At 65.5% G+C, this 24,995-nt stretch carries 18 protein-coding genes and 2 pseudogenes; 12 read left to right on the top strand and 8 right to left on the bottom strand.

The genetic code is table 11. From position 1 onward, the window contains the following. The first annotated feature begins 39 nt into the window (after positions 1-39). The 6 genes and pseudogenes from ACVIIV_RS32320 to ACVIIV_RS32345 all read left to right on the top strand — a co-directional run bounded on the left by ACVIIV_RS32320 (position 40) and on the right by ACVIIV_RS32345 (position 6,299). Entirely contained in the window at positions 40-1,191 is a 1,152-nt protein-coding gene (locus ACVIIV_RS32320) for an ABC transporter ATP-binding protein (RefSeq protein WP_456747795.1), read from the top strand. After that, entirely contained in the window at positions 1,184-2,134 is a 951-nt protein-coding gene (locus ACVIIV_RS32325) for a carbohydrate ABC transporter permease (protein WP_456747796.1), read from the top strand. The genes ACVIIV_RS32320 and ACVIIV_RS32325 overlap by 8 nt, the downstream gene beginning before the upstream one ends. Beyond that, positions 2,131-2,967, top strand: a complete 837-nt coding sequence (locus ACVIIV_RS32330) for a carbohydrate ABC transporter permease (protein WP_456747797.1) — start codon at positions 2,131-2,133, stop codon at positions 2,965-2,967. Before ACVIIV_RS32325 ends, ACVIIV_RS32330 begins: the two co-directional genes overlap by 4 nt. Positions 2,968-2,995: 28 nt before the next feature. After that, positions 2,996-4,276, top strand: a complete 1,281-nt coding sequence (locus ACVIIV_RS32335) for an ABC transporter substrate-binding protein (protein WP_456747798.1) — start codon at positions 2,996-2,998, stop codon at positions 4,274-4,276. A gap of 280 nt (positions 4,277-4,556) precedes the next feature. Further along, a pseudogene (locus tag ACVIIV_RS32340) lies at positions 4,557-5,387 on the top strand (phosphodiesterase). A 612-nt stretch (positions 5,388-5,999) separates the two neighbouring features. Beyond that, complete coding sequence (locus ACVIIV_RS32345) at positions 6,000-6,299, top strand: hypothetical protein (RefSeq protein ID WP_183240544.1); 300 nt, start codon at positions 6,000-6,002, stop codon at positions 6,297-6,299. Between the two features lie 177 nt (positions 6,300-6,476). On the opposite strand, the gene ACVIIV_RS32350 is transcribed toward ACVIIV_RS32345, so the two are convergent. The 8 genes and pseudogenes from ACVIIV_RS32350 to hpaR form a co-directional block, all read right to left on the bottom strand. After that, complete coding sequence (locus tag ACVIIV_RS32350) at positions 6,477-7,355, bottom strand: transglutaminase family protein (RefSeq protein WP_456747799.1); 879 nt, start codon at positions 7,353-7,355, stop codon at positions 6,477-6,479. Then, a complete protein-coding gene (locus ACVIIV_RS32355) occupies positions 7,352-9,865 on the bottom strand; it encodes a circularly permuted type 2 ATP-grasp protein (RefSeq protein WP_456747800.1) in 2,514 nt (837 codons plus the stop codon). The genes ACVIIV_RS32350 and ACVIIV_RS32355 overlap by 4 nt, the downstream gene beginning before the upstream one ends. A gap of 27 nt (positions 9,866-9,892) precedes the next feature. Then, entirely contained in the window at positions 9,893-13,162 is a 3,270-nt protein-coding gene (locus ACVIIV_RS32360) for a transglutaminase family protein (RefSeq protein WP_456747801.1), read from the bottom strand. Positions 13,163-13,338: 176 nt separating this feature from the next. Beyond that, positions 13,339-14,643: a methyl-accepting chemotaxis protein gene (locus ACVIIV_RS32365; protein ID WP_456747802.1), complete on the bottom strand. Its 1,305-nt coding sequence runs from the start codon at positions 14,641-14,643 to the stop codon at positions 13,339-13,341. Next, a pseudogene (locus ACVIIV_RS32370) lies at positions 14,621-15,140 on the bottom strand (PAS domain-containing protein). Before ACVIIV_RS32370 ends, ACVIIV_RS32365 begins: the two are co-directional and overlap by 23 nt. 246 nt (positions 15,141-15,386) lie before the next feature. Then, positions 15,387-16,910, bottom strand: a complete 1,524-nt coding sequence (locus ACVIIV_RS32375; RefSeq protein WP_456747803.1) for a UxaA family hydrolase — start codon at positions 16,908-16,910, stop codon at positions 15,387-15,389. Between the two features lie 163 nt (positions 16,911-17,073). Beyond that, positions 17,074-17,850, bottom strand: coding sequence for an HpcH/HpaI aldolase family protein (locus ACVIIV_RS32380; protein WP_456747804.1), 777 nt, complete (start codon positions 17,848-17,850; stop codon positions 17,074-17,076). A 115-nt stretch (positions 17,851-17,965) separates the two neighbouring features. Further along, positions 17,966-18,484 (bottom strand): homoprotocatechuate degradation operon regulator HpaR, encoded by a 519-nt coding sequence (gene hpaR, locus ACVIIV_RS32385; protein WP_456747805.1) that lies wholly within the window; start codon positions 18,482-18,484, stop codon positions 17,966-17,968. 111 nt (positions 18,485-18,595) lie between these two features. On the opposite strand from hpaR, the gene hpaH reads away from it, so the two are divergent. The 6 genes from hpaH to ACVIIV_RS32415 all read left to right on the top strand — a co-directional run bounded on the left by hpaH (position 18,596) and on the right by ACVIIV_RS32415 (position 24,973). After that, positions 18,596-19,402 carry a 2-oxo-hept-4-ene-1,7-dioate hydratase gene (hpaH, locus tag ACVIIV_RS32390; RefSeq protein ID WP_456747806.1) on the top strand — a complete coding sequence of 269 codons (807 nt, stop codon included), beginning with the start codon at positions 18,596-18,598 and terminating at the stop codon, positions 19,400-19,402. Between the two features lie 26 nt (positions 19,403-19,428). Then, complete coding sequence (locus tag ACVIIV_RS32395; RefSeq protein ID WP_456747807.1) at positions 19,429-19,827, top strand: 5-carboxymethyl-2-hydroxymuconate isomerase; 399 nt, start codon at positions 19,429-19,431, stop codon at positions 19,825-19,827. Next, positions 19,820-21,358 carry a 5-carboxymethyl-2-hydroxymuconate semialdehyde dehydrogenase gene (gene hpaE / locus ACVIIV_RS32400; protein WP_456747808.1) on the top strand — a complete coding sequence of 513 codons (1,539 nt, stop codon included), beginning with the start codon at positions 19,820-19,822 and terminating at the stop codon, positions 21,356-21,358. The genes ACVIIV_RS32395 and hpaE overlap by 8 nt, the downstream gene beginning before the upstream one ends. A 108-nt stretch (positions 21,359-21,466) precedes the next feature. Beyond that, positions 21,467-22,450: a 3,4-dihydroxyphenylacetate 2,3-dioxygenase gene (hpaD, locus tag ACVIIV_RS32405; protein ID WP_456747809.1), complete on the top strand. Its 984-nt coding sequence runs from the start codon at positions 21,467-21,469 to the stop codon at positions 22,448-22,450. Next, positions 22,450-23,319, top strand: a complete 870-nt coding sequence (locus tag ACVIIV_RS32410) for a fumarylacetoacetate hydrolase family protein (RefSeq protein ID WP_456747810.1) — start codon at positions 22,450-22,452, stop codon at positions 23,317-23,319. The genes hpaD and ACVIIV_RS32410 overlap by 1 nt, the downstream gene beginning before the upstream one ends. A 25-nt stretch (positions 23,320-23,344) precedes the next feature. Next, complete coding sequence (locus ACVIIV_RS32415) at positions 23,345-24,973, top strand: thiamine pyrophosphate-dependent enzyme (RefSeq protein ID WP_456747811.1); 1,629 nt, start codon at positions 23,345-23,347, stop codon at positions 24,971-24,973. Positions 24,974-24,995 lie beyond the last annotated feature (22 nt).

Below are 24,995 nucleotides of genomic sequence, written 5' to 3' on the forward strand. Positions count from 1 at the left end.
CCTCATGCGCCGCAACAGGCCAGCAGGGGATCAGCGCGCATGGCGCAAATCGAACTTTCCGCAATCCGCAAATCCTTTGACGGTACCGACGTCCTGAAGGGCATCGATTTCCGGATCGAGGACGGCGAGTTCATCTCGCTGGTCGGTCCTTCCGGCTGCGGCAAGTCGACCCTGCTCCGCATCATTGCCGGGCTCGAGCCGCAGAATTCCGGCCAGGTCCACATCGACGGCCGCCCCGTGGACGGCATTCGCCCGAGCGCGCGCAACCTCGCGATGGTATTCCAATCCTACGCGCTCTATCCGCATTTGAGCACCTTCGACAACATTGCGGTACCGTTGCGGATGCGCCGCCTCTCCGCGGTCGAACGGCTGCCGCTGTTAGGTGCGCTGCTGCCGAGCCGACGCGCCAAGGAACGGCACATTCGCGCCGACGTCGCCGGGATTGCCGAGCAGCTCGACATCACCCCATTGCTACGGCGCAAGCCTGGGCAGTTGTCCGGCGGACAGCGGCAGCGCGTCGCGGTTGGACGCGCCATGGTGCGCGAGCCGCTGGCCTTCCTGTTCGATGAACCGCTGTCCAATCTCGACGCAAAGCTGCGCGTCCACATGCGCGCAGAACTCGCCGAGCTGCATCGCCGCCTCAAGGCAACGTTCGTCTACGTCACGCACGACCAGGCCGAGGCGATGACCATGTCGAGCCGGATCGCCGTCATGATGGGCGGTGAATTGATTCAGGCCGGGACGCCTGCGGCGATCTACAACGACCCCGGCGACATCCGCGTCGCCGAATTCATCGGCAGCCCCAAGATCAACGTCCTCCCCGGCCGGATCCGGAAGGACGGCGGCGTCGATGTGTTGGGGACTGCCCTGAAGCTTTCATGCAGTGCGGCGGCCGGCGACTGCCGTGTCGGCGTCCGCCCGGAGCGGATCGACCTCGGTGCGGGGCCGTTCTCCGGAACCGTCATCCATCTGGAGAATCTTGGCGCCGAGGCCTTCGTGCACCTTGCGATCGAAGGCACCGGATTGCGCCTGATCGCGCGGCTCGCGGACGTCAGGCATTTGCCGGCGATGGGAAGCTCCGTCGCCTTCGGTTTTGCGCCCGACGCGGTGCGGGTTTTCGATCCGGCCGGGAAACGGATCGAGCTCAGACTGGAGCAGGCCGAGCGCATCCGTGAGCCTGCCCATGTCTGACGGCTCGATGACCATCGGCGAGGCCATCGTTCCCGCCGCCGGCGCGACAAGGCGTGCGCTGCCGGCCCATGGCAGCCGACGTGCATACTCCGCTTACGCACTGGTGACGCCGGCCGCCGCGCTGATGCTGATCATGCTGCTAGGTCCGCTTGCCGGCGTGATCGCCCTCTCCTTCACCGATTATCAGCTCGGCGCGCCGCATTTCTCCTGGATCGGGCTGGCCAATTACCGGGACCTGTTCGCCGACAAGGTGTTCTGGACCGCGCTGCGCAACACGCTGACTTACGTCGTGATCGTGGTGCCCGGCGCCGTGATCGCCGGCCTTGCGATCGCGCTTCTGATCCAGAGCGGCGCCAGCCTGCGCAGCCTGTACCGGACGATCTATTTCCTGCCTGTCATGGCGACCCTGATCGCGATGGCGGCGGTGTGGGAATTCATGCTGCATCCGCAGTTCGGCCTGGTGAACGGGCTGTTGCGCAGCGCGGGCCTGCCGGCCTTCGCCTGGCTGCAGGACCGCGGCACCGCGCTCTATGCGCTGTGTGCGATCGGCATCTGGCAGGCCGTCGGCTTCAACATGGTGCTGTTTCTCGCCGGCCTCGTCTCCATCCCCAAGCAGCTGTACGAGGCGGCCGAAATCGACGGTGCGTCGAGCGGCTGGGCGCGCTTCCGTCTCGTGACCTGGCCGATGCTGGGGCCGGTCACGACCTTCGTCGTCGTGATCTCCGGCATTCGTTCGTTCCAGGTGTTCGACACCGTTCACGTATTGACTAAGGGCGGCCCGTCGAAATCCACCGAGGTCCTGATCCACACCATGTACACGGAAGGATTCGAGTTCTTCCGCTCGGGCTACGCCGCGGCGATCACCGTCGTCTTCCTGGTCTTCGTCCTCCTGCTCACGCTGGTCAAATCGAGGCTCGCCGATCGCGGCGTGCATTACACATGAACAACGCGCATTCGATCCCATTCCAGGCGATCCTCCGCCACGTGCTCCTGATCGCGGGCGCCGCGCTCATGCTGGCGCCCTTCATCTGGATGATCTCGACCGCGTCGAAGCCGCAGACCGAGATCTTTTCCAGCGAGCTGCACCTGATCCCGCACCAGTTCGCGCTGGCCGAGAACCTGCGCGAGGCCTTCGCCAAGGCCAATCTCCTGCGCTTCCTGCTCAACGGCGTCATCGTCACGGTTTCGGTCTTCGTGCTGCAGGTCATGGTGGCGCTGCCGGCGGCCTACGCGCTCGCAAAGCTGCGCTTCCTCGGCCGCGAGACGCTGTTTGCGCTCGTGCTGTTCGGAATCCTGATCCCGCCACAGGCGACCGCGATCCCCGTCTTCCTGCTGCTGCACAAGGCCGGGCTGCTCGACAGCTATGCCGCGCTCGTCCTGCCCTTCACGATCTCGGTCTTCGGCATCTTCCTGATGCGCCAGTTCTTCAAGACCGTGCCGGACGATCTCGTCGATGCCGCGCGCATGGACGGCATCTCCGAGTTCGGCATCGTCTGGCGGGTGATGCTGCCGGCCGCGATCCCGGCCGTGACCGCCTTCGGCATCTTCTCCGTGGTCGCGCATTGGAACGACTATTTCTGGCCGCTGATCGTGCTCAACAGCGAGCACTTGCGCACGCCGCCGCTCGCGGTCGCCCATTTCCGCAACAACGAGGCCGGCACCAGCTACGGCCCGCTGATGGCGGCGGCGATGGTGATCATCGCGCCGCTCGTCATCGCTTTCCTCTTTGCCCAGCGCCGTTTCATCGAAGGCATCACCCTCACCGGCATCAAGTAACCGCGTCACCTCAAACAGGAGTCTATCCATGCTGAAGTCCATCATCGCCGCGGCGGCTCTGTCGCTTGCGGCCGGATCTGCACTCGCGCAGGCCCAGACCGAGATCGTGATGCAGTATCCGTATCCGGAGCTGTTCACCGAGACCCACAAGCGCATCGCCGAGGAGTTCGCCAAGATGCACCCGGAGATCAAGGTCACCATGCGAGCGCCGTATGAATCCTACGAGGACGGCACCCAGAAGGTGCTGCGCGAAGCCGTGACCAATCAGATGCCCGACGTGTCCTTCCAGGGCTTGAACCGCATCCGCGTCCTGGTCGACAAGAACATCCCGGCCGCGCTCGACGGCTACATCGCGGCCGAAAAGGATTTCGACAAGCAGGGCTTTCACCAGGCGATGTTTGACATCGGCACCGCCAGCGGCAAGGTCTATGCGCTCCCCTTCGCGATCTCCCTGCCCATCGTCTACGTCAATCTCGACCTGGTGAAGCAGGCCGGCGGCGACGTGAACAACCTGCCGAAGAGCTGGGACGAGCTGATCGCGCTCGCCAAGAAGATCAAGGCGCTCGGCAACGACACCAACGGCCTCACCTATGCCTGGGACATCACCGGCAACTGGTTGTGGCAGGCGCCGGTCTTCGCGCGCGGCGGCACCATGCTCAATGCCGACGAGAGCAAGGTCGCGTTCGACGGAGCGGAAGGCAAGTTCGCCATCAACATGATGGCGCGGCTCGTCAACGAGGGCGGCATGCCCAATCTCGACCAGCCGTCGATGCGCGCGGCGTTCGCTGCCGGCAAGACCGGTTTTCACATCACCTCGACCTCGGACCTCAACAAGGTCACGCAGATGACCGGCGGCAAGTTCGCGTTGAAGACGATTCCGTTCCCGGACGTGGCCTCCCCGAACGGCAGGCTGCCGGCCGGCGGCAACGTCGTGCTGATCCTCGCCAAGGACAAGGCCAAGCGCGACGCCGCCTGGGAAGCGGTGAAGTTCTGGACCGGCGCCAAGGGCGCCGCGATCATGGCCGAGACCACCGGTTACATGCCGCCGAACAAGGTCGCCAACGACGTCTACCTGAAGGACTTCTACGTCAAGAACCCCAACAACTACACCGCGGTCAGCCAGCTCGCGCTGCTCACGAAGTGGTACGCCTTCCCCGGCGACAACGGCCTGAAGATCACCGACGTGATCAAGGATCATCTCAACTCGATCATCTCGGGCGCCCGCGCCAGGGAGCCGGAGGCTGTCCTCGCCGACATGACCGCGGACGTGCAGAAGCTGCTGCCGAAGACCACCGGCGCGGCGCGCTGAGCGTCCTGACATCCGCCGGCACGCAGGGCAATCGCATTTGAGAGCGTTTCCCTGCGGCCATCCTTCGAGACGCCCGCTTTGGGCGGGCTCCTCAGGATGAGGACGAGAGTGCGTGGCTGCAGTTTCAACGGGCACCGACGCTGATTAGCCTCATCCTGAGGAAGCGCGTAAGCGCTGTCTCGAAGGACGAGGCGTGCGCGCAGGCCGCCGCCACGAGTCATATGCGATAGCCCTGCGCTGGCACGGGACGCTCCGGCCCCCCGTGCCCCAACGACTGGAGATGGCGATAAAACTGCTTCATCTGAGCGACATTCACCTGACGGCGCCCGGCTCGACCATCGGCGGCCGCGATCCGCGCGTCAATTTCGAACGGGCGCTGGCACATGCTCTGAAGGATCATCATGACGCTGAATTGATGGTGATCACCGGCGATCTCTCGGATTGGGGCGATCTCGCCGACTATCAATGACTCAAGCAACGCGTTGACGAATATCCGCTGCCGATCCGGCTGTGCATCGGCAACCACGACCGACGCCCCGCCTTCCTGAGCGTCTTCCCCGACCTCGCCGACGAGAATGGTTTCGTCCAGGGCATCCACGATACCGCCGCCGGCCGCTGCCTGTTCCTCGACACCGCCCATCCGGAAACGCACGCCGGCCGCTATTGCGAGGATCGACTTGTCTGGCTCGAGGCGCGGCTTACCGAGCATGACGGGCCATTCCTGCTCTTCATGCACCACAACCCCATGCCGGTGCATCTCGCGCCCTTCGACCAGATCGGCCTGCTGGATGACGCTCCGTTCCGGCGTCTCGTCGGGCGCAACCGGTCAAAGATCCGTCACGTCTTTTTCGGGCATTGTCACTTGCCTCTTGCCGGGTCGGTTGCAGGCGTCCCCGCCTCGTCGCTGCGCGGCACCAACCATGCGAGCTTTCCGCTGTTCTGCGAGACCACGCTGCTGAGCGCATCCGACCTGCCGCAATCGTATGGAGTCGTGTTTTTCGGACAAGACTATGTGACCGTGCACATGGTGGAATACGGCTACGATGGTGCCATCCGCATCGAAGGTTCGCCCGACTATCAGGCCTGGGATCGCGAGACCATGGTTCGGTGACCGGCGAGCGCCGACCATTTCCAGGGCGTGTACTCATAAACCCGCCTTGCACTCCTTGTAGAGTCCGCTCCACCTCTATAGCGGCGCGTTGGCGTCCCCCTAGGTTGGAGATGGGCCAGACTCGGAAGTCGAACTAACCGATGCCGACTTCCGCTTCACCCCCGAACGCCGACATTCATCTTAGGAAACGGCATGTCCGAAAGGTGCCATTTTCGGACTCATGCAGTGCAGCAAAATGCCTTTACTCGATCGTCTCATCGGCGGTCGTGCCCAACGTTCTCGTATCGTCAGTCACGCGGCTTAAGTCTCGCGGCTCCCAATGTCACTGAGGTACTTTTCGTACTCTGCTCGCGAGAGCAGATTGCCTTCTCGCTCGACGCGAGCGCGGTCCTTCGCGGGTACACGCCCGAACAGCTCAGGTCTTGATATCGGCCCACCGGTTTTAGCCAGTAACGATGTGCCGAGATACGGCAGCGTTACTGTCTCTTGCGAACCCTGAACCAAAATCAATCGATGAAGACAAACATTCATCGAGATTGCATTGGGGTTCGCTCCCAAAGGTCACTCGATACATGCCTCTTGGACATTTTACATCGCTAAGGAGGTAGTCCCATGCCGATCGTTCAATTCACTCGCTTCAAAACCGACAAGCCCGAGGAAATGACCAAGGTTGTCGGGCGGGCGAAGAAAATCTTCGAAAAACACGGCGCCGAATTTCTTCGGCTGTCCCGTTTCCACACTGGCCATTGGGCAGGAGAGTTGCTGGTTGCGACGCGCTACGCCAATTGGGAGGTCTACGGCAAAGTGCAGGAGGCCGTGGCAAAGGACCCGGAGTTCGCGCAGGTGATGGCTGACGGGTTGAAGATTGCCGAACTACAGGGCCGAAACATCGCTGTTAGCATCGATCTCTAGTCCGGGCGCCACCCGGCGGCAAAGAGCGCGGAGGCCGCTGGACATATTGCCAGCGGCCTTTTCAATTTTGGGCGCCCTCGCCGACCAATGTCGGCTTCGGGTCACAAGCTGCCGATCACATTCTAGACGGCAGCCTTCCGCCTTGCATTGGTAAGCCGACGCTCATGAGTAGACGCCCTACTCCACCTGCAGCACGTCGACGGCGACGCCGAGCTTCTGCTTGGGCGAGCCGACGATGATGCCGTCGACCGGCGAGACGTCGGAAAAATCGCGCCCCATTGCAAGCACGATGTGATCGTTGCCGATCAGGAGATCGTTGGTCGGGTCGAGATCGACCCAGCCGAGCTCCGCCCCGCACCACAGCGACACCCAGGCGTGGGTGGCGTCGGCGCCCTGCAAACGCGGCTGGCCCGGCGGCGGAATGGTGCGCAAGTAGCCGCTGACATAGGCCGCCGGCAGGCCGAGCCCGCGCAGCCCGGCAATCATGACATGGGCAAAGTCCTGGCAGACGCCGTGACGCTTGTCGAAGACCTCGTCGAGCGGCGTCGAGATCGCTGTCGCCTTGGGATCGTAGCGAAATTCGCTGCGGATGCGACGCATCAGGTCGACCGCGCCGGTGAGGATGCCCGCGCCGGGCGCAAAGCTCATCCCCGCATAGGCGCTGACCGGGCGCAGCACCGGCACCAGCGGGCTGGCAAAGACATAGCCCACCGGCGAAGACGGCCTGAGGCTGGTTGCTTCGAACGCGATGTCGCGAATGCTCTCCCAGGGCGGGCTGACCGCATCGCGCGCCGGCGGCTGGCGCGACACCGAGACGCGCGAACGCGAGTCGATGCGCAGATTGCGATGCGCGGCTTCGATCACGACGCTCTCGGTCAGCGCGCCGAAGAAATCGCGCCGCACATTGCGCTCGGCCGGACGTGGATGGATCTCGACATCATGCGAGATCAGCTCCTGGCCGCCGCCGCTTCGGGGCTCCAGCCGCAGCGTGCAGCGGGCGAAGCTGACGGGATTCTCGTACTCGTAGGTGGTGACGTGACGGATGTCGTAGATCACGCCAGCCCCGTCAGCTTTTCCGGCCGGCTGGCATTGGGACCGTGCGGGAAGTAGTGCTGCCCGATCGCGTCGGCGAGGCTGAGCAAATCCTGCTCCAGCGCGAACAGGGTCTTGACCTCGAGCTTCTCGGCCTCCGCGGTCGCGAGCATCGCCTGCATCGCGACCGCGAGACGTTGCGGCTTCTCGATCAGGCCGTGCTCCTTCAGGCTCGGCAGCGCGGCGATGTGATCGTTCAGCGTCGTGACCTGAAACGCCACCGACCGCGGATTGTAGGGATCGAGCACCGCGAGGTCGCGCACCGGCGCCAGGATCGGCGCCAGCAGATAACGCGAGCGGTAGGTGATCTGGCAGTCCACCAGCGTCAGCAGGATGTCGAGATCCTCGTCGCCGGCCTCGTCATAGGCGAACTGGCGCGTGAAGCGGGTGGTGTTGATGGCGCGCTCGGTGCGGCGTCCGATGTCGAGGAAACGCCAGCCGGCGGCGCGGTTCATGTTCTCCTGCGCGAGGCCTGCGAAGCTCGCGAGCTCCTGCAAGGTCAGCTCGGCCGCGCTCAGCACGCTGTCGTCGTCCTCCACTTCGTAAGCCAGCCGCTCGGCCATCTCGGTGATGACCTGCCAGGCATCCGGCGACAGCCGCTCGCGCAAGGAGGTTGCCGTGCGCTGCGCCGCCCTCACCAGCGACAGGGCCGAGCCGAAACGCGCCTCGCTCTGCAGCGCTTCGGCGACGATGCGGCCGGGCGCCGTGCGCGACGTTTGCGAGACCGCGCCCCAGGCCACCAATAGGCGCTGGATGCGTTCGGCCGATTGCACCGAGGCCGCGGTGCCCTTGTTGGGCCCGCTCGGCGAGCCCAAGGCACGCACCAGCCGCAGCGTCGCCTCGGCGCGCTCGAGGTAGCGGCCGAGCCAGAACAGATTGTCGGCGGCGCGGCTCGGCAGCACGCCGGCGATGCGGCGGATGCGCACCTTGTCGGTCGCCGGCAGCAGCGTCGCGGTCGAGACCTGCTTGTCGGAGACGACCCAGACGTCAGCGGCACGCGCGCCGTCGCCCATCGACACCGCGCGCGCGTCCGGCTGCTCGGCAATCCGGCAGAAGCCGCCGGGCATGATGGCCCAGCCGTCGGGCGTGGCGGCGGCGAACACGCGGAGCACGAAGGGACGCGGTGTGATCTGCCCCTGCTCCCACACCGGCATGGTCGAGAGCCGCACCACCTCCTGGCCGACATAGTCCATGCCGCGCGCGCTGATGGCATCGATCAGGCGCTGCCGACCGGTCGCGTCGAGCTCGCTCGCGAGCACCGGACCGCTCGAGTCGAAGCCGGGAACGGCGCGCCGGTAGGCGCCTTCGATCGCGACCTCGTCGAGCCGCGCCAGCACCTCGTCGCGCGCCGCGCGCTGGCCGCACCACCAGGTCGCGATGTGCGGCATCTTCAGGTCTTCGCCGAGCAGGCGGCGGCTGAGCGCCGGCAGGAAGCCGAGCAGCGCCCGCGCCTCCAGGACGCCAGAGCCCGGCATGTTGGCGACGACGACGCCGTCCTTGCGCAGCACATCGATGAGCCCGGGCACACCGAGCCGCGAGGAGGCATCGAGCTCAAGCGGGTCGAGCGAATTGGAATCGACCCGGCGCAAGAGCACGTCCAGCCGCTTCAGGCCGGCGACGGTGCGGATGTGGACGCGGTTGTCGCTGACGGCGAGGTCGTCGCCCTCGACCAAGAGGAAGCCGAGATAGCGCGCCAGCGTCGCATGCTCGAAATAGGTCTCGCTGAAGCTGCCGGGGGTGAGCACGCCGATCCGCGGCTCGTCGCGATCGGCGCGCGCGCGAAGCGAGTCGCGGAACGCCTCGAAGAACGGCGCGACGCGCGGCACGTTCATCGACTTGTAGAGATCGGAGAAGGCGCGCGACAGCACCAGGCGGCTCTCCAGCGCGTAGCCCGCGCCCGAGGGCGCCTGGGTGCGGTCGCCGAGCACCCACCAGCGGCCGTCTGGCCCGCGGCCGACATCGGCGGCATAGATCGAGAGATAGCGCCCGCCCGGCGGCGGCACACCGCAGACGGGACGGAGATATTCGGGGCTGCCGGCGATCGCGGCGGCTGGCAGCGCGCCTTCGGTGACGAGCCGGCCCTCGCCATAGATGTCGCGCAGCACCCGCTCGAGCAGCTCGGCGCGCTGGGTGATGCCGGCGCAAAGCTGCTGCCAGTCGGCCTCGTCGACCAAAAGCGGCAGATGGCTGATCGACCACGGCCGGTCGGCGCTATCGCCGGGCGCCCGGTAGGTGACGCCGGCCTCGCGGAGATGGCGATCGGCCATACCGAAGCGACGCTCGATCTCGTCGGGCGCGAGCGCGCCGAAGGCATCGAAGAAGCGGCTCCAGACCGCGCGGGGCGCGCCATCGGGCCCCAGGAACTCGTCGGGGATGCCGGGCAGGCGGCTATAGTCGCGGACCCATTGCGCGAGGCGGCGCTGGGCTTGTGCCCTGCCCGCCTGGTCGTTGTCTTCGGCTGCGCCCTCGCCCATGCGCGTCTCCCTGCCCCGACATCATACTCATTGCAGGAGCGGTGTCCGCAAGTCGAGGGTCAGCGGAAACTCATTTGTGCGTTCCTCGGGCGGCGGCTGCATCGGACCCGGCGTATGGCCGTGGTCCTGGAAGCGGGCAAGCCGCCGCGCCTCGGCCTCGTAGGTGTTGACCGGCTTGGTGTCGTAGTTGCGTCCGCCGGGATGGGCGACGTGATAGACGCAGCCGCCGAGCGAGCGGCCGTTCCAGGCGTCAATCAGGTCGAAGGTCAGGGGCGCGTGGACGGGGATGGTCGGGTGCAGGCCGGAGGCCGGCTGCCAGGCCTTGAAGCGGACGCCGGCCACCGCCTCTGCCGAGCGGCCGGTCGCGGTCATCGGCAGGCGGCGGCCGTTGCAGGTGACGATGTGGCGGCCCTCGACGAAGCCCTCGGCCTTGACCTGGAGCCGCTCGACCGAGCTATCGACATAGCGCACGGTACCGCCGGCCGAGCCCTCCTCGCCCAGCACGTGCCAGGGCTCCAGCGCCTGGCGCAGCTCCAGCGTCACGCCGCCGTGATGGACCCGGCCGAAGGCGGGAAAGCGGAATTCGAGCTGAGCCAGATACCATTCCGGCTCGAACGGATAGCCGAACTGCTTGAGCTCGCCGAGCACGTCGAGAAAATCTTCCCAGATGAAATGCGGCAGCATGAAGCGGTCGTGCAGCGCGGTGCCCCAGCGCACGAACTTGCCGCTCAGCGGCTCGCGCCAGAACTTTGCGATCAGCGCGCGGATCAGGAGCTGCTGCGCCAGCGACATGCGCGGATCCGGCGGCATTTCGAGCGCGCGGAATTCGACGAGGCCGAGCCGCCCCGTGGGCCCTTCCGGCGAATAGAGCTTGTCGATGCAGATCTCGGCGCGGTGGGTGTTGCCGGTGATGTCGACGAGCAGATGCCGGAACAGCCGGTCCACCAGCCACAGCGGCGTCTGGGTGCCCGGCGGCGGCACGTGCGAGAGCGCGATCTCGAGCTCGTAGATGCTGTCGTGGCGGGCTTCGTCGATGCGCGGCGCCTGGCTGGTCGGGCCGATGAACAGGCCGGAGAAGAAATAGGACAGCGAGGGATGCCGCTGCCAGTACAGCACGAGGCTTTTCAGGAGATCGGGCCGGCGCAGGAACGGCGAATCCTGCGGGCTCGAGCCGCCGACCACGACGTGATTGCCGCCGCCGGTGCCGGTGTGACGGCCGTCGACCAGGAAGCGGTTGGCGCCGAGCCGCACCTTCGCCGCATCCTCGTAGAGGCCGGAGGTGATCTCCACCGCGTCGCGCCAGCTCTTCGCCGGCTGGATGTTGATCTCGATGACACCGGGGTCGGGCGTCACCTTGATCACCTCGATGCGCGGATCGAACGGCGGCGGATAGCCCTCGACATGGACCTGTAGCTGCATCTCCTCCGCGGTGACTTCGAGCGCGGCAACCAGTTCGAGATAGTCCTCGATGCGCTCGACCGGCGGCATGAAGGCGCAGAGCACGCCGTCGCGGACTTCGACCGACATCGCCGTGCGCACCGGGACGGAGGTGTTGAGATGCTCGGGCGCGGCCCGCGGCGGGGATTCCGGACGCGCGGCGAGCGTGAACACCGGCAGCTTGTCCCGCGCCTCCATCGGGTCCTGCTCGACGATGTAGGGATATTGGTTGGGCGGGACGTAACCGAGCGACCCAATCGGCAGGCGCAAACCGAGAGGCGAATCGCCTGGCATCAGGAACAGATGATTGCGCCGGAGTTGCCATCGCTCGCTGCGCCAACGCGGCGGCGCATTCCAGCGCTGCACCGGCAGCACGAAGCCGCGCGGTGCGTTGAGGCCCTCGTTGAACACGCGCGCCATCCGCGCGCGGGCTTCCGGATCGGATAATTTGGAATCGGAGGGATCGACGTTGACGGGAAGCTCGGCCTCCTTCTGGAGCCAGTACGCGGTGTCCTCATAAGCCGGCATGATGTAGCCGGCATCGAGGCCGAGCCGGGCCGCCGTGCCTTCCATGAAGGCCTCGGCGTCCTTCACCTCGGCACGGCGCGGATTTTCGATCTTCGCAATGAGGTCGGCGTTCTTCCAGATCGGCACGCCGTCCTTGCGCCAGTAAAGGCCGAAGGCCCAACGCGGCAGGCTCTCGCCCGGATACCATTTGCCCTGGCCGTAATGCAGAAGCCCGCCCGGCGCGAAGCGCGTGCGCAGGCGGCGGATCAGATCGTCGCCGAGGGCGCGCTTGGTCGGGCCGACGGCTTCCGTATTCCACTCGCCCGCTTCGAGATCGTCGACCGAGACGAAGGTCGGCTCGCCGCCCATCGTGAGCCGCACGTCCTGGGCGGCGAGATCGCCATCGACCTGCTCGCCGAGATCGTTGAGCCGCGCCCAGGATTCGTCGGAGAACGGCTTTGTGATGCGCGGCGCCTCGCGGATGCGACGGATGCGCATGTCGAACGCGAACTCGACCTCGGCAAAGCCCGCCCCACCGGAGATCGGCGCCGCCGAACGATAGTGCGGCGTGGCAGCGACTGGGATGTGCCCCTCGCCTGCGAGCATGCCCGAAGTCGCATCGAATCCGATCCAGCCCGCGCCCGGTAGATAGACCTCGGCCCAGGCGTGCAGATCGGTGAAATCGTTCTCGACCTCAGGCGGCCCCTCGATCGGATCGATGTCGGGACGGATCTGGATCAGGTAGCCGGAGACGAAGCGGGCGGCGAGACCGAGATGACGCAAGGTCTGGATCAGCAGCCAGGCAGAGTCGCGGCATGATCCTGCGCCGGAGGCAAGCGTCTCCTCCGGCGTCTGCACGCCCGGCTCCATGCGGATGATGTAGCGGACCTTCTTCTGGAGCTCGCGATTGAGCTCGACCAGGAAGTTGACGGTGTTCGGGGCTTCGTGCGGGATCGAGTCGAGAAATTTGGCGAACAGGCGGTCGGGCTTGATCGTCTCCAGGTAAGGCGCAAGCTCGGTCTTCAGGTCCTTCGGATATTCGAACGGGAAACTGTCGGCATAAGGCTCGACGAAGAAGTCGAACGGGTTGACCACGGTCATCTGCGCCGTGAAGTCGACCTCGAATTTCAGCTCGGTGGTCTTCTCCGGAAAGACGTAGCGCGCAAGCCAGTTGCCTTGCGGGTCCTGCTGCCAGTTCACGAAGTGATTTGATGGCGTGACCTTGAGCGAATAGCTCAGGATCGGCGTGCGCGTATGCGGCGCCGGCCGCAGCCGGATGGTCTGCGGGCCAAGGTCGATCGGGCGGTCGTATTTGTAGTGCGTGACGTGATGTAGCGCGACGTAGATCGACACGGGGTGCGGTGCTCCAGCAGCTTTTTTGAGCAGAACACCTGAGGTCAGCGCGATCAAGCACTAACAACGGGCAGAGGGTGCCTATGGCACGGGCGAGTGGCGGCAATGAAGCCATTCGTCACTCGCTATTCCCTATTCGCTCGCTAAAGCGTCCCCATAACGAGACACCGGGCAGCCTACGCCGCCGAGGTCAGCCGCTGCAGGAACTGCGTCACCTCGCGGCGGAGCGTCTCGACTTCACCGTGGACGCGCTCGGAGGCGCTGTTGACGCGGCTGGCCACCCGGCCCGTATCGGCGGCGGCTTCGCTGATGCCTGTCACGTTGGAGGAGACCTGCGAGGTGCCGGCCGAGGCTTCGTGAACGTTGCGGGCGATCTCGCGCGTCGCGGCCCCCTGCTGCTCGATCGAGGCCGCAATCGAGGCCGTGATGCCGTTGATCTCGGCAATGGTCTGCGCGATCGCCTCGACGGCGGCGACCGAATTGGTGGTCGATTGCTGCATCTCGCCGACCTTGGCGCTGATCTCCTCGGTCGCCTTCGCGGTCTGGTTGGCGAGGCTCTTGACCTCGGAGGCCACCACCGCGAAGCCGCGGCCGGCCTCGCCCGCTCGGGCCGCTTCGATCGTGGCGTTGAGCGCGAGCAGGTTGGTCTGCGAGGCGATCTCGCTGATCAGCTTGACGACGTCGCCGATCTGCATCGCGGCGTCCGCAAGGCTACGGATCTCGCTGCCGGCGCGATTGGCCTCGTTCACCGCCCGCCCCGTGCTCGTGGTCGAGCCGGCCACCTGGCGGCTGATCTCGGCGATCGAGGAGGCGAGCTGCTCCGCGGCGCTGGCGACGGTGGCGACGTTGCGGGACGCCTGGTCGGACGCACTAAGCACGCCGGAGGTCTGCTGGCTGGTCTTTTCCGCCGCGGCCGCCATCTGGCCGGCATCGAATTCGAGATCGGTCGCGGCGCCCATGAGGCCGCCTGCAACCGCGTCGAGATGCGTGCCGAACTGCCGCGCCAGACCGGCGATCTCTTCAACGCGGCGACCGAGGCTGTCGGTGCCGGCATTGATGACGACCGCCGAGCGGCGGAACGAGCCGGGCAAGCCCCGCGCGAGGATCTTGCGGAAATACTTGCCGCGGCTCGCATAATCCATCGACGCCGAGGCCTCGCGGGCGAAGGCGTCGGTGATGTCGAGCATGTCGTTGACGGACTTCTGGATCGCGCCGATCCGCCCGGCCTGCCGCTCGCTCAGGATCCGCGCCTCGAGATCGCCGCGCGCCGCCTTGCGGCATACATCGGCCACCTCGTCGACGGCGACCGCCGTGCGGTGCTGGCACCAGACGGCGTAGCCGAGCAGCGCGACCATCGCGCCAAGCAAAGCGGCACCACTGATCCCGGTCACACCGAGAAGTGAGAGAATAAACCCAACAAAGGCAAGAACACACGCGAGCGCGGTCGCTCCCTGCGCCTTAGAGAGAGAGCACAAATTCATCGTAACCGACACCCTGTTGCTTGAGCAGCCCGACCATCGCCTCGAAGCTCGCATGCATGCCGTCCTTGGCATTGGCATGCCGCGCCTCTTCAGCGCACAGCGTCTTGTAGATCGGCTTGATGCGCTCGATCTGTGCCTGATCCGGTCTTGCGGCGGTTGGAGTGATAGCCGACGATATTGCCGCGCTCGTCGAATGTCGGCGTGACGTGGGCGAACACCCAGTAATGACTACCGTCCTTCGCCAGATTGACGACGTAGGCGAATATCTCCTGCTTGGACTGAAGCGTGTCCCACAGCAGCTTGAAGACGGCGCGCGGCATGTCGGGATGCCGGATCAGGCTGTGGGGAGCACCCATCAGCTCCTTCCACGAGTACTTCGCCATCCGGATGAAGACGTCGTTGGCGTAGGTGATGCGGCCTTTGAGATCGGTCTTCGATACGATCAGCTCCTCCTCACCGAGGAGATTTTCCACCCCAGTAGGACGTATCGCTTGCATCGGTTCGACCCTCAAGTAACGGCCGGCCCCACCACGCTGTGGAGCCGCATCGAACGCCTGTCTACGGCAACAGTGTTAACCGGGTGTAAGCCGGGACATTTTTGCGTGAGGCGCCCGCCTCCGTATCACTACGTAGCGAACCATTGTTGCATTTCGCCGGACCACACGCGGGTGCCGCAACTGGTCGCGAGCGACAGTTGCCGGCCGCTTTTCATTGCGTTGCGCGGCGGCGCTCGCCGAGCGCGACTACATCGTCGCGCCCAGCACCCAGGGCGCGAACTCGGCGCCGCCGAAATCGAAGCTCTCGCTCTTGGTCGGCTGGCCCGAGGCGGTCTTGAGGATGAGATCGAAGATGCGCTGGCCGCATTGCTCGACACTCTCCTCGCCTTCGAGGATGGTGCCGCAATTGACGTCCATGTCGTCTTCCATGCGCTTGTACATCGGCGTGTTGGTGGCGAGCTTGATCGAGGGCGCCGGCTTGCAGCCGAACACGCTGCCGCGGCCGGTGGTGAAGCAGACCAGGTTGGCGCCGCCGGCGACCTGGCCTGTGGCCGCGACGGGGTCGTAGCCCGGCGTGTCCATGAAGACGAACCCCTTCTTGGTGACGGGCTCGGCGTAGCGCAGCACCTCGACGAGGTTGGTGGTGCCGGCCTTCGCCATCGCGCCGAGCGACTTCTCCAGGATGGTGGTGAGGCCGCCGGCCTTGTTGCCGGGGCTCGGATTGGCGTTCATCTCAGCGCCTTCGCGCGTCGTGTACTCGTCCCACCAGCGCATCAGATCGACCAGCTTCTCGCCGACCTCGCGGCTGACGGCGCGGCGGGTGAGAAGATGCTCGGCGCCATAGGTCTCCGGCGTCTCCGACAGGATCACGGTGCCGCCGTGGCGCACGATGAGATCGCTGGCCGCCCCCAGCGCCGGATTGGCGGATACTCCGGAATAGCCGTCCGAGCCGCCGCATTGCAGGGCCACGGTGAGCTCGCTCGCCGGCACCGTCTCGCGCTTAACCTTGTTGGCATCGGCGAGCGCCTCGCGCACGAAGGCGATGCCGGCTTCGACCGTCTTGCGGGTGCCGCCGACCTCCTGGATGTCCATCGCGCGCAGGCGGCCGGCGAGCTTCTGCTCTTCCATCAGGCCGCCGATCTGGTTCACCTCGCAGCCGAGGCCGAGCACGATGACGTGGGAGAAATTGACGTGCCGCGCATAGCCGCCGAGCGTGCGGCGGAGCAGCGCCAAGGGTTCGTTCTGCGTCATGCCGCAGCCGGTCTTGTGAGTCAGCGCGACCACGCCGTCGACGTTGGGGAAAGCGGCCAGCGGATTGTCGCCGGTGAAGGGATTCTTCTTGAAGACGTCGGCGACGAGGCTTGCGACGTGCGCACTGCAATTCACCGAGGTGAGAATGCCGATATAGTTGCGCGTGGCGACACGGCCATCCGGGCGGCGGATGCCTTCGAAGGTCGCCGGCAGGTCGAAATTCGGCGTCGGCTTGACGTCGGCGCAATAGGCGTAGTCCTTGGCAAAATCGCCCATGCCGCAGTTCTGGGTGTGCACGTGCTGGCCCGGCGCGATGGCCTGGGTGGCAAAGCCGATGATCTGGCCATAGCGCCTGATCGGCTCGCCCTCGGCGATCGGCTTGATCGCAACCTTGTGGCCGGAGGGAATGCGGTCGACCGTGGTGACGCCGTCTGCGACCAATGTTCCCGGCGGCAGGCTCGCGCGCGCGATCAACACACCATCATCGGGATGCAGGCGGATGACGGGGCTGATGGTCATGGGGTGCTCCTGTATCGAAACTATCGTGCCCCGGACGCAGCGCAGCGTGAAACGGTGCGCTGCTGAGCCGGGGCCCAGTGTTACGTCATGTGCTTCGCTGGCTTCTGGGTCCCGGCTCTGCGAAGCAGCGCTACGCGCTGCGTCGCGTCCGGGACACGGAAGCTTACGCCTTCCCGCCCGAATCCTTGCGGGTCGCGTTGACCTGCATCTTGGCATAGGTCGTCATCAGGCCGACTTCGTTGGACAGCGTCACCAGCTTGAAGCCCATGTTGATGGCGCGCGCGGCGCCTTCGGCGCCGCTGCAATGGATGCCCGGGTTGAGGCCGCGCTTGCCGCATTCCTTGATGATCTTCTCGTAGATCGCGAGGATCTCGGGCTCGGTGCGATCGAGCTTGGGCTCGAGGCCGTAGGAGAAGCCGAGGTCGGACGGACCGATATAGACGCCGTCGATGCCTTCGACGTCGAGGATCGCTTCCATGTTCTCGACCGCGGTCCTGGTCTCCATCATCGGCAGCAGCACGATCTCGTCGTTGGCCGTCTTCTGGTAGGAGCCCGCAGTGCCGTACATGCCAGCGCGGATCGGACCGTTGGAGCGCACGCCCTTCGGCGGATATTTCGAATAGGAGACGAGGTTCCGCGCTTCCTGCGGCGTGTTGACCATCGGGCAGATCACGCCATAGGCGCCGCCATCCAGCACCTTGCCGATGATGCCCGGCTCGTTCCAGGGCACGCGGACCATCGGCGTGACCGGATGCTTGTCCATGGCCTGGAAGCACTGCACCATCGAGAGATAGTCCTGCACGCCATGCTGCATGTCGACCGTGACGCTGTCGAAGCCGCATTGCGCGACCATCTCGGCCGAGAAGCCGGAGGGAATCGCAAGCCACGCGTTGACGACCGCCTTGCCCGACTTCCAGATCTCTTTGACTTTGTTCGCCACGTTGCCTTTCCTTCCCTGTTGCTCTCACTCGCCGCGGATCGGGTTGGGCCGCACTTTGAGCGAAAAAAAACGTGAATGTCCATGGCTCTCGCCGCGCACGCACGCATATCTGGTTTCACTCCCCGGCTATTGTCTCGTCCGCGCTTCCAAGCTCCGCAAGGCTCCGTTCGAGCTCGCCGAGCATCTCCTGCAATTCGGCAAGCTTGCGTGCGCCAAAGCGCCGCGTGATCTCGGCATAGATCGCTTCCGACGTCGGCGCCACCGAGGCCATCAGTTTCACGCCCTCCTTCGAGATCGAGACCATGCTGCGGCGTTGATCCGCCTTCGCCGTCTTGCGCTCGATCAGATTGCGCGCCTCGAGATCACGCAGGATGCGCGACAGGCTCGGCCCGAGCAGGAACGCGGTGCGCGCGAGTTCCGTGACCTCCGCCGCCTCGATCGCCGCCAGCGCGCGCAGGATGCGCCATTGCTGCTCGGTCAGGCCGTGCTCGCGCAGCGAGGGGCGGAACTGCCGCATCACCGCCTCGCGTGCCCGCAGCAGGGACATCGGCAGCGAGCGCGAGAAGTCGCGCATCGGTACCTGGCGCGCGGCAGGCGCGCTTCCGTTGGCGGGATCGGCGGATTTCTTCGTCATGACGCCCTTTCAATCCGCAAAATGTTTGCGGTGCAGCAAGCCGAAATTCTGTTTGACGCATTCACTTAACATGTTAAGTATTTCCTGGCACCACGATTTGTAAGATGACGAATGGCGCTTTCCAACGACGATATCCAGGCTTGCGCAAGGCGTCTGCACCAGGCGGAGAAGACCCGCACGCAGATCCGGCAGCTGTCGCAGGATTTCCCCGAGATCAGCATCGCTGATGCCTACGCGATTCAGAAGGCCTGGGTCGAGGTCAAGATCGCGGAGGGACGCGCCGTCAAGGGCCACAAGATCGGCCTGACCTCGAAGGCGATGCAGAGCGCGCTCAATATCGACGAGCCGGATTCCGGCGTGCTGCTCGACGACATGTTCTTCGCCGATGGCGGGATCATCCCGACCGAGCGCTTCATCGCAACGCGCGTCGAGGCCGAGCTCGCCTTCGTCATGAGCAAGCGGCTCGCGGGCCCCGACTGCACCATGTTCGACGTGCTGAACGCCACCGATTTCGTGGTGCCGGCGCTGGAGATCTTGGATACGCGGATCGAGCGCGTCGACCCCAAAACCAACGCGGCGCGAAAGATTTTCGACACCATCGCCGACAATGCGGCCAATGCCGGCATCGTGCTCGGAGGACGGCCGATCCGCCCGGTCGATGCTGACCTGCGCTGGATCGGCGCGCTCTGCTTCAGGAACGGCCAGCTGGAAGAGACAGGTCTTGCCGCCGGCGTGCTCAACCATCCCGCCACAGCCGTGGCGTGGCTTGCGAACAAGATCGCGCCGCTTGGCCTTGCGCTGGAGCCCGGTCAGGTCGTGCTCGCCGGCTCCTTCATCCGTCCGATCGAGACCCGCAAGGGCGACACAATCCAGGCCGATTATGGCGCCTACGGCTCGGTGAGCTGCTACTTCGCCTGAAGAAGAAGACAGGGAGTGAAACCGCGATGCCGCATTTCACGATCGAATATTCGGCCAATCTCGATGGCCGCCTCGACATCGCCGCGGTGTGCGAGGTCGTGCGCAAGGCGGCGGTCGAGACCGGCATCTTCCCGCTCGGCGGCATCCGCGTTCGCGCCGTCAGGTGCGAGCACTATGCGATCGCCGACGCACGGCAGGACTACGGGTTCCTGGACATGGTGCTGCGCATCGGCGAGGGCCGCGACCTCAAGACCCGTCAGAAAGCGGGCGAGCACGTCTTCCAGGCGCTCTCAAAGCATCTCGATCCCGTCTTCGCCGCTAGCAAGTTCGCTTTGTCGTTCGACATGCAGATCAACGACAAGGACGTGAGCTGGAAGCGCAACAACATCCACGACGCCCTGAAAGCGGAGGCTGCCCATGGATAAGCCCACACCGAGAGCCGATGTGTTCCAGGCCAACCGCGACCGCGTCGCGCCGCTGCTGAAGAAGCTGCGCGCGGACGGCATCGGCCACATGATTGACGGCAAGATCGTCGCCTCGATCTCCGGCGAGACGTTCGAGACGAAGTCGCCGGTCGACGGCGCCGTGCTCGCCAGCGTCGCGCGTGGCAATGCGGAGGACATCGATCGCGCGGCAACGGCCGCTTCGCTCGCGTTCAAGTCCTGGCGCGACATGGGGCCGGCGATGCGGCGCAAGCTGCTGCATCGGGTGGCCGATGCGATCGAGGATAATGCCGAGGACATCGCGGTGCTCGAATGCATCGACACCGGACAAGCCTATCGCTTCATGGCCAAGGCCGCGATCCGCGCCGCCGAGAATTTCCGCTTCTTCGCCGACAAATGCGCGGAGGCGCGCGACGGCCTCAACACGCCGAGCGACGAGCACTGGAATATCTCGACCCGCGTGCCGATCGGCCCGGTCGGCGTGATCACGCCGTGGAACACGCCGTTCATGCTCTCGACCTGGAAGATCGCCCCGGCACTTGCCGCCGGCTGTACCGTCGTACACAAGCCGGCCGAGTGGTCGCCGGTGACCGCTTCCATCCTGGGAAGGCTCGTGAAGGAAGCCGGCGTGCCCGACGGCGTGCTCAACACGGTGCACGGCTTTGGCGAGGAAGCCGGCAAGGCTTTGACCGAGCATCCCGCTATCAAGGCGATCGGCTTCGTCGGCGAGAGCGCGACGGGATCGGCGATCATGGTTCAGGGCGCGCCGACCTTGAAGCGCGTGCATTTCGAGCTCGGCGGCAAGAACCCGGTGATCGTGTTCGACGATGCCGACCTCGACCGCGCGCTCGATGCCGTCGTGTTCATGATCTACTCGCTCAACGGCGAACGCTGCACGTCTTCCAGCCGGCTGCTGATCCAGCAGAGCATTGCGGAAAAGTTCGTGGAGAAGCTGACCGCGCGCGTGAAGGCGCTCAGGATCGGCCATCCTCTCGATCCCGCCACCGAGATCGGACCGCTGATCCACGAGCGGCATCTGGCAAAGGTCTGCTCCTATTTCGACGTCGCGCGCCAGGACGGCGCGACCATCGCGGTCGGCGGCAAGGCCTATGACGGCCCGGGCGGCGGACATTACGTCGAGCCGACCCTCGTCACCGGCGCCAACGGCAAGATGCGGGTGGCGCAGGAGGAGGTGTTCGGCCCCTTCCTCACCGTGCTGCCCTTCCGCGACGAGAAGGACGCCATCGAGGTCGCCAACGACATCCGCTATGGCCTCACCGGTTATGTCTGGACCAACGACATGGGCCGCGGCTTGCGCGTTGCCGATGCGCTGGAGGCCGGCATGATCTGGCTGAACTCGGAGAACGTCCGCCATCTGCCGACGCCATTCGGCGGCATGAAGGCCTCAGGCATCGGCCGCGACGGCGGCGACTACTCGTTCGACTTCTACATGGAAACCAAGCACGTCTCGCTGGCGCGGGGCACGCACAAGATTCAGAAGCTGGGAATTTGAACCGCCGTCGTTCCGGGGCGGCGCGAAGCGTCGAACCCGGAACCTCGAGATTCCGGGTTCGGCTCTACGAGCCGCCCCGGAATGACTGAAGACCGAGGGGAAACGCCGATGCCCGTACCGCAACACAATTTCGAGCCGCCGTTCAATATCATCCGTTCGAGCCACGTCGTGCTCGACGTCACAGATCTGAAGCTGAGCCGCGAGTTCTACGAGACCACGGTCGGCCTCCATGTCGAGGATGCCGACGACAGGGTCGTTTACCTGCGTGCCGCCGAGGAGCACCAGCATCATTCGCTGGTGCTGCGCAAGGCGGCCGCACCGGCCTGCGCGCGGCTCGGCTTCAAGGTTGGCAACGACAAGGACCTCGACAAGGCCGCCGCGTTCCTGTCCGAGAACGGCCTTGCCTGCGCCTTCGTCGATCAGGCCTTCCAGGGCCGCACGCTGCAATTCACCGACCCCTTCGGCTTCCGGATCGAGCTCTACGCGGCGATGGAGCGGCGGCCGCATCTTTTGCGCCGCTACGATCTCTACCGGGGCTGCCACCCGCAGCGGCTCGACCATTTCAACGTCTTCGCCGCCGAGGTGCAGGACACCGTCGATTTCTATGCGCGGCTCGGCTTCCGCCTCACCGAATATGCCGAGGAGGACGGACCGAACGGACGCATCGCCGCGGCCTGGATGCATCGCAAGGGCAATGTGCACGATTTTGCCATCACCAACGGCAAAGGCCCGCGGCTGCACCACTTCGCCTATTGGACGCCGACGGCGATGAACATCATCCATCTCTGCGACGTCATGGCTTCCCAAGGATTCGTGAAGAACATCGAGCGCGGGCCCGGACGTCACGGCATCTCGAACGCGTTCTTTCTCTACGTCCGCGACCCCGATGGACACCGCCTCGAGCTCTACACCAGCGACTATTTCACCGGGGATCACGACCACGAGCCGCTGCGCTGGTCCCTGCGCGATCCCCGCCGCCAGACGCTGTGGGGCGCACCGGCGCCGCGCTCCTGGTTCGAGCAGGGCTCGCCCTTCACGGGCCAGGCCGTGCGTGAGCCGAAATTCGTGGCCGACGTGCTGGTGGCGGATTGATGAAGCTGCCTCGTCTCGCCACCTATTCCGTCAAGGGTGATGTCAGCTATGGCGCCGTCCTGGAGGGCGGCATCGTCAATCTCTCCGCGCGTCACGCAAGAGACTATCCCACGCTGCGCGAGGTGATCGCTGCGGGCAAGCTCATCAGCCTTGCCGAGGACGCCGCCGGCCGCGCGCCGGATCACGCGCTCAGCGAGATCACCTGGCTGCCGCCGGTGCCGGCTCCGGAGAAGATCATCTGCATCGGCGTCAACTATCCGGATCGCAACGCCGAATATAAGGACGGCCAGGTCGCGCCGAAATATCCGAGCATGTTCATGCGCTCGCCGCGCTCCTTCGTCGGCCACGATACGCCGCTGGTGCGCCCGCGCGCCTCGAGCCAGCTCGACTATGAGGGCGAGATCGTGCTGGTGATCGGCAAGCAAGGCCGGCACATCCCGGAAAGCGCCGCGCTCGATCACATTGCCGCGCTCACGCTGTGCAACGAGGGATCGGTGCGCGACTGGCTGCGCCACGCCAAGTTCAACGTCACCCAAGGTAAGAACTTTGACTCAAGCGGCAGCCTCGGCCCGTGGCTGGTACCCTACACGCAGGAATCGCAGATTGCGGACATTCGTCTCACCACGCATGTCAATGGCGAGCTCAGGCAGGACGATCGCACCAGCCGGCTGATGTTTTCGTTCCGCTATCTCTTGAACTATATCTCGACCTTCGCAACCCTCGTCCCCGGCGATATCATCGTCACGGGCACGCCGATCGGCGCAGGTGCGCGGTTCGATCCGCCACGGTACCTGAAGCCCGGCGACATCGTCGAGGTCGAGGCCGAGGGCATCGGACGCCTGCGCAACGGCGTCGTCGACGAAGCCTGAACAACAAGCGAAGTGGAATAGCCAAATGACCACCCTCACCGGCGGCGAAGCGATCGTAAGCGGCTTGGTCGCCCATGGCGTCGACACCGTGTTCGGCTTGCCCGGCGCGCAAGTCTACGGACTGTTCGACGCGTTTCATCAGGCCCAGCTCAAGGTGATCGGCGCGCGGCACGAGCAGGCCTGCGGCTACATGGCGTTCGGCTATGCGCGCGCCAGCGGCCGGCCCGGCGTGTTCAGCGTGGTGCCCGGCCCGGGCGTGCTCAATGCCAGCGCCGCTCTGCTCACCGCATTCGGGTGCAACGAGCCGGTGCTGTGCGTCACCGGGCAGGTGCCGACGCCATTTCTCGGCAAAGGCCGCGGTCACCTGCACGAGATGCCGGACCAGCTCGCGACCTTGCGCACCTATGTGAAATGGGCCGAGCGCATCGAATATCCCGGCAACGCGCCGACCGTCGTGGCGCGCGCGTTCCAGGAGATGATGTCGGGACGGCGCGGCCCCGCCTCGGTCGAGATGCCCTGGGATGTCTTCACGCAGCGCGCCGCCACGCCCGTCGCGAAGGTGCTGGAGCCTCTGCCTGCGCCGCAGCCTGATCCTGACATGATCAAGCAGGCCGCAGCGCTCATCAAGGCCAGCAAGGCGCCGATGATCTTCGTCGGCAGTGGCGCGATCGAGGCGGGCGAGGAGATCCTCGAGCTTGCCGAGATGATCGATGCGCCCGTCGTCGCCTTCCGCAGCGGCCGCGGCATCGTCTCCAATGCGCACGAGCTCGGCCTCACCATGGCGGCCGCCTACAAGCTGTGGCCCACGACAGACCTGATGATCGCGATCGGCACTCGCGCCGAACTGCCAGCATCAGGCTTTCGCTGGCCTTATCAACCGAGTGGACTGAAATCCATTCGGATCGATATCGATCCGGCCGAGATGCGCCGGATCATCTCCGATGCCGCCATCGTCGCCGATGCCAGGGCCAGTGCGGCCGATCTCGTCGCGGCCGTGAAGAAGGCCGGCTACGCGAGGTCCCGTGGCCGGCGCGGAGACATCCGCGAGGCCACCGCGGCGGCGCAAGCCGAGATCCAGCGCATCCAGCCGCAGATGGCGTATCTCAACATCCTGCGCGAAGTGCTGCCGCACAACGCGATCGTCACCGATGAATTGTCGCAGGTCGGCTTCGCCTCCTGGTACGGCTTCCCGGTGTATCAGCCGCGCACCTTCATCACCTCGGGCTACCAGGGCACGCTCGGCTCGGGCTTTCCGACCGCGCTCGGCGCCAAGGTGGCAAACCCCGACAAGCCGGTGGTCGCCATCACCGGCGACGGCGGCTTCATGTTCGGTGTGCAGGAGCTCGCTACCGCCGTGCAGTTCAACATCGGCGTCGTGACGCTGGTGTTCAACAACAACGCCTATGGCAATGTCCGCCGCGACCAGCGCGAACGGTTCGACGGCCGCGTGGTAGCGTCGGACCTGGTCAATCCGGATTTCGTCAAGCTGGCGGAGTCCTTCGGCGTTGCGGCTGCGCGCGTCACGGCGCCGGAGCAGTTCAAGGCAGCGATGGAGAAGGCGCTGGCCCATGGCGGGCCGTATCTGATCTCGGTCGAGGTGACCGGGGATTCGGAAGTGAGCCCCTGGGCATTCATTCACCCGCCAAGGCCTTGATGTCGTTCCGGGGCGGCTCGCA

It is taken from the genome of Bradyrhizobium sp. USDA 4354, assembly GCF_054060315.1.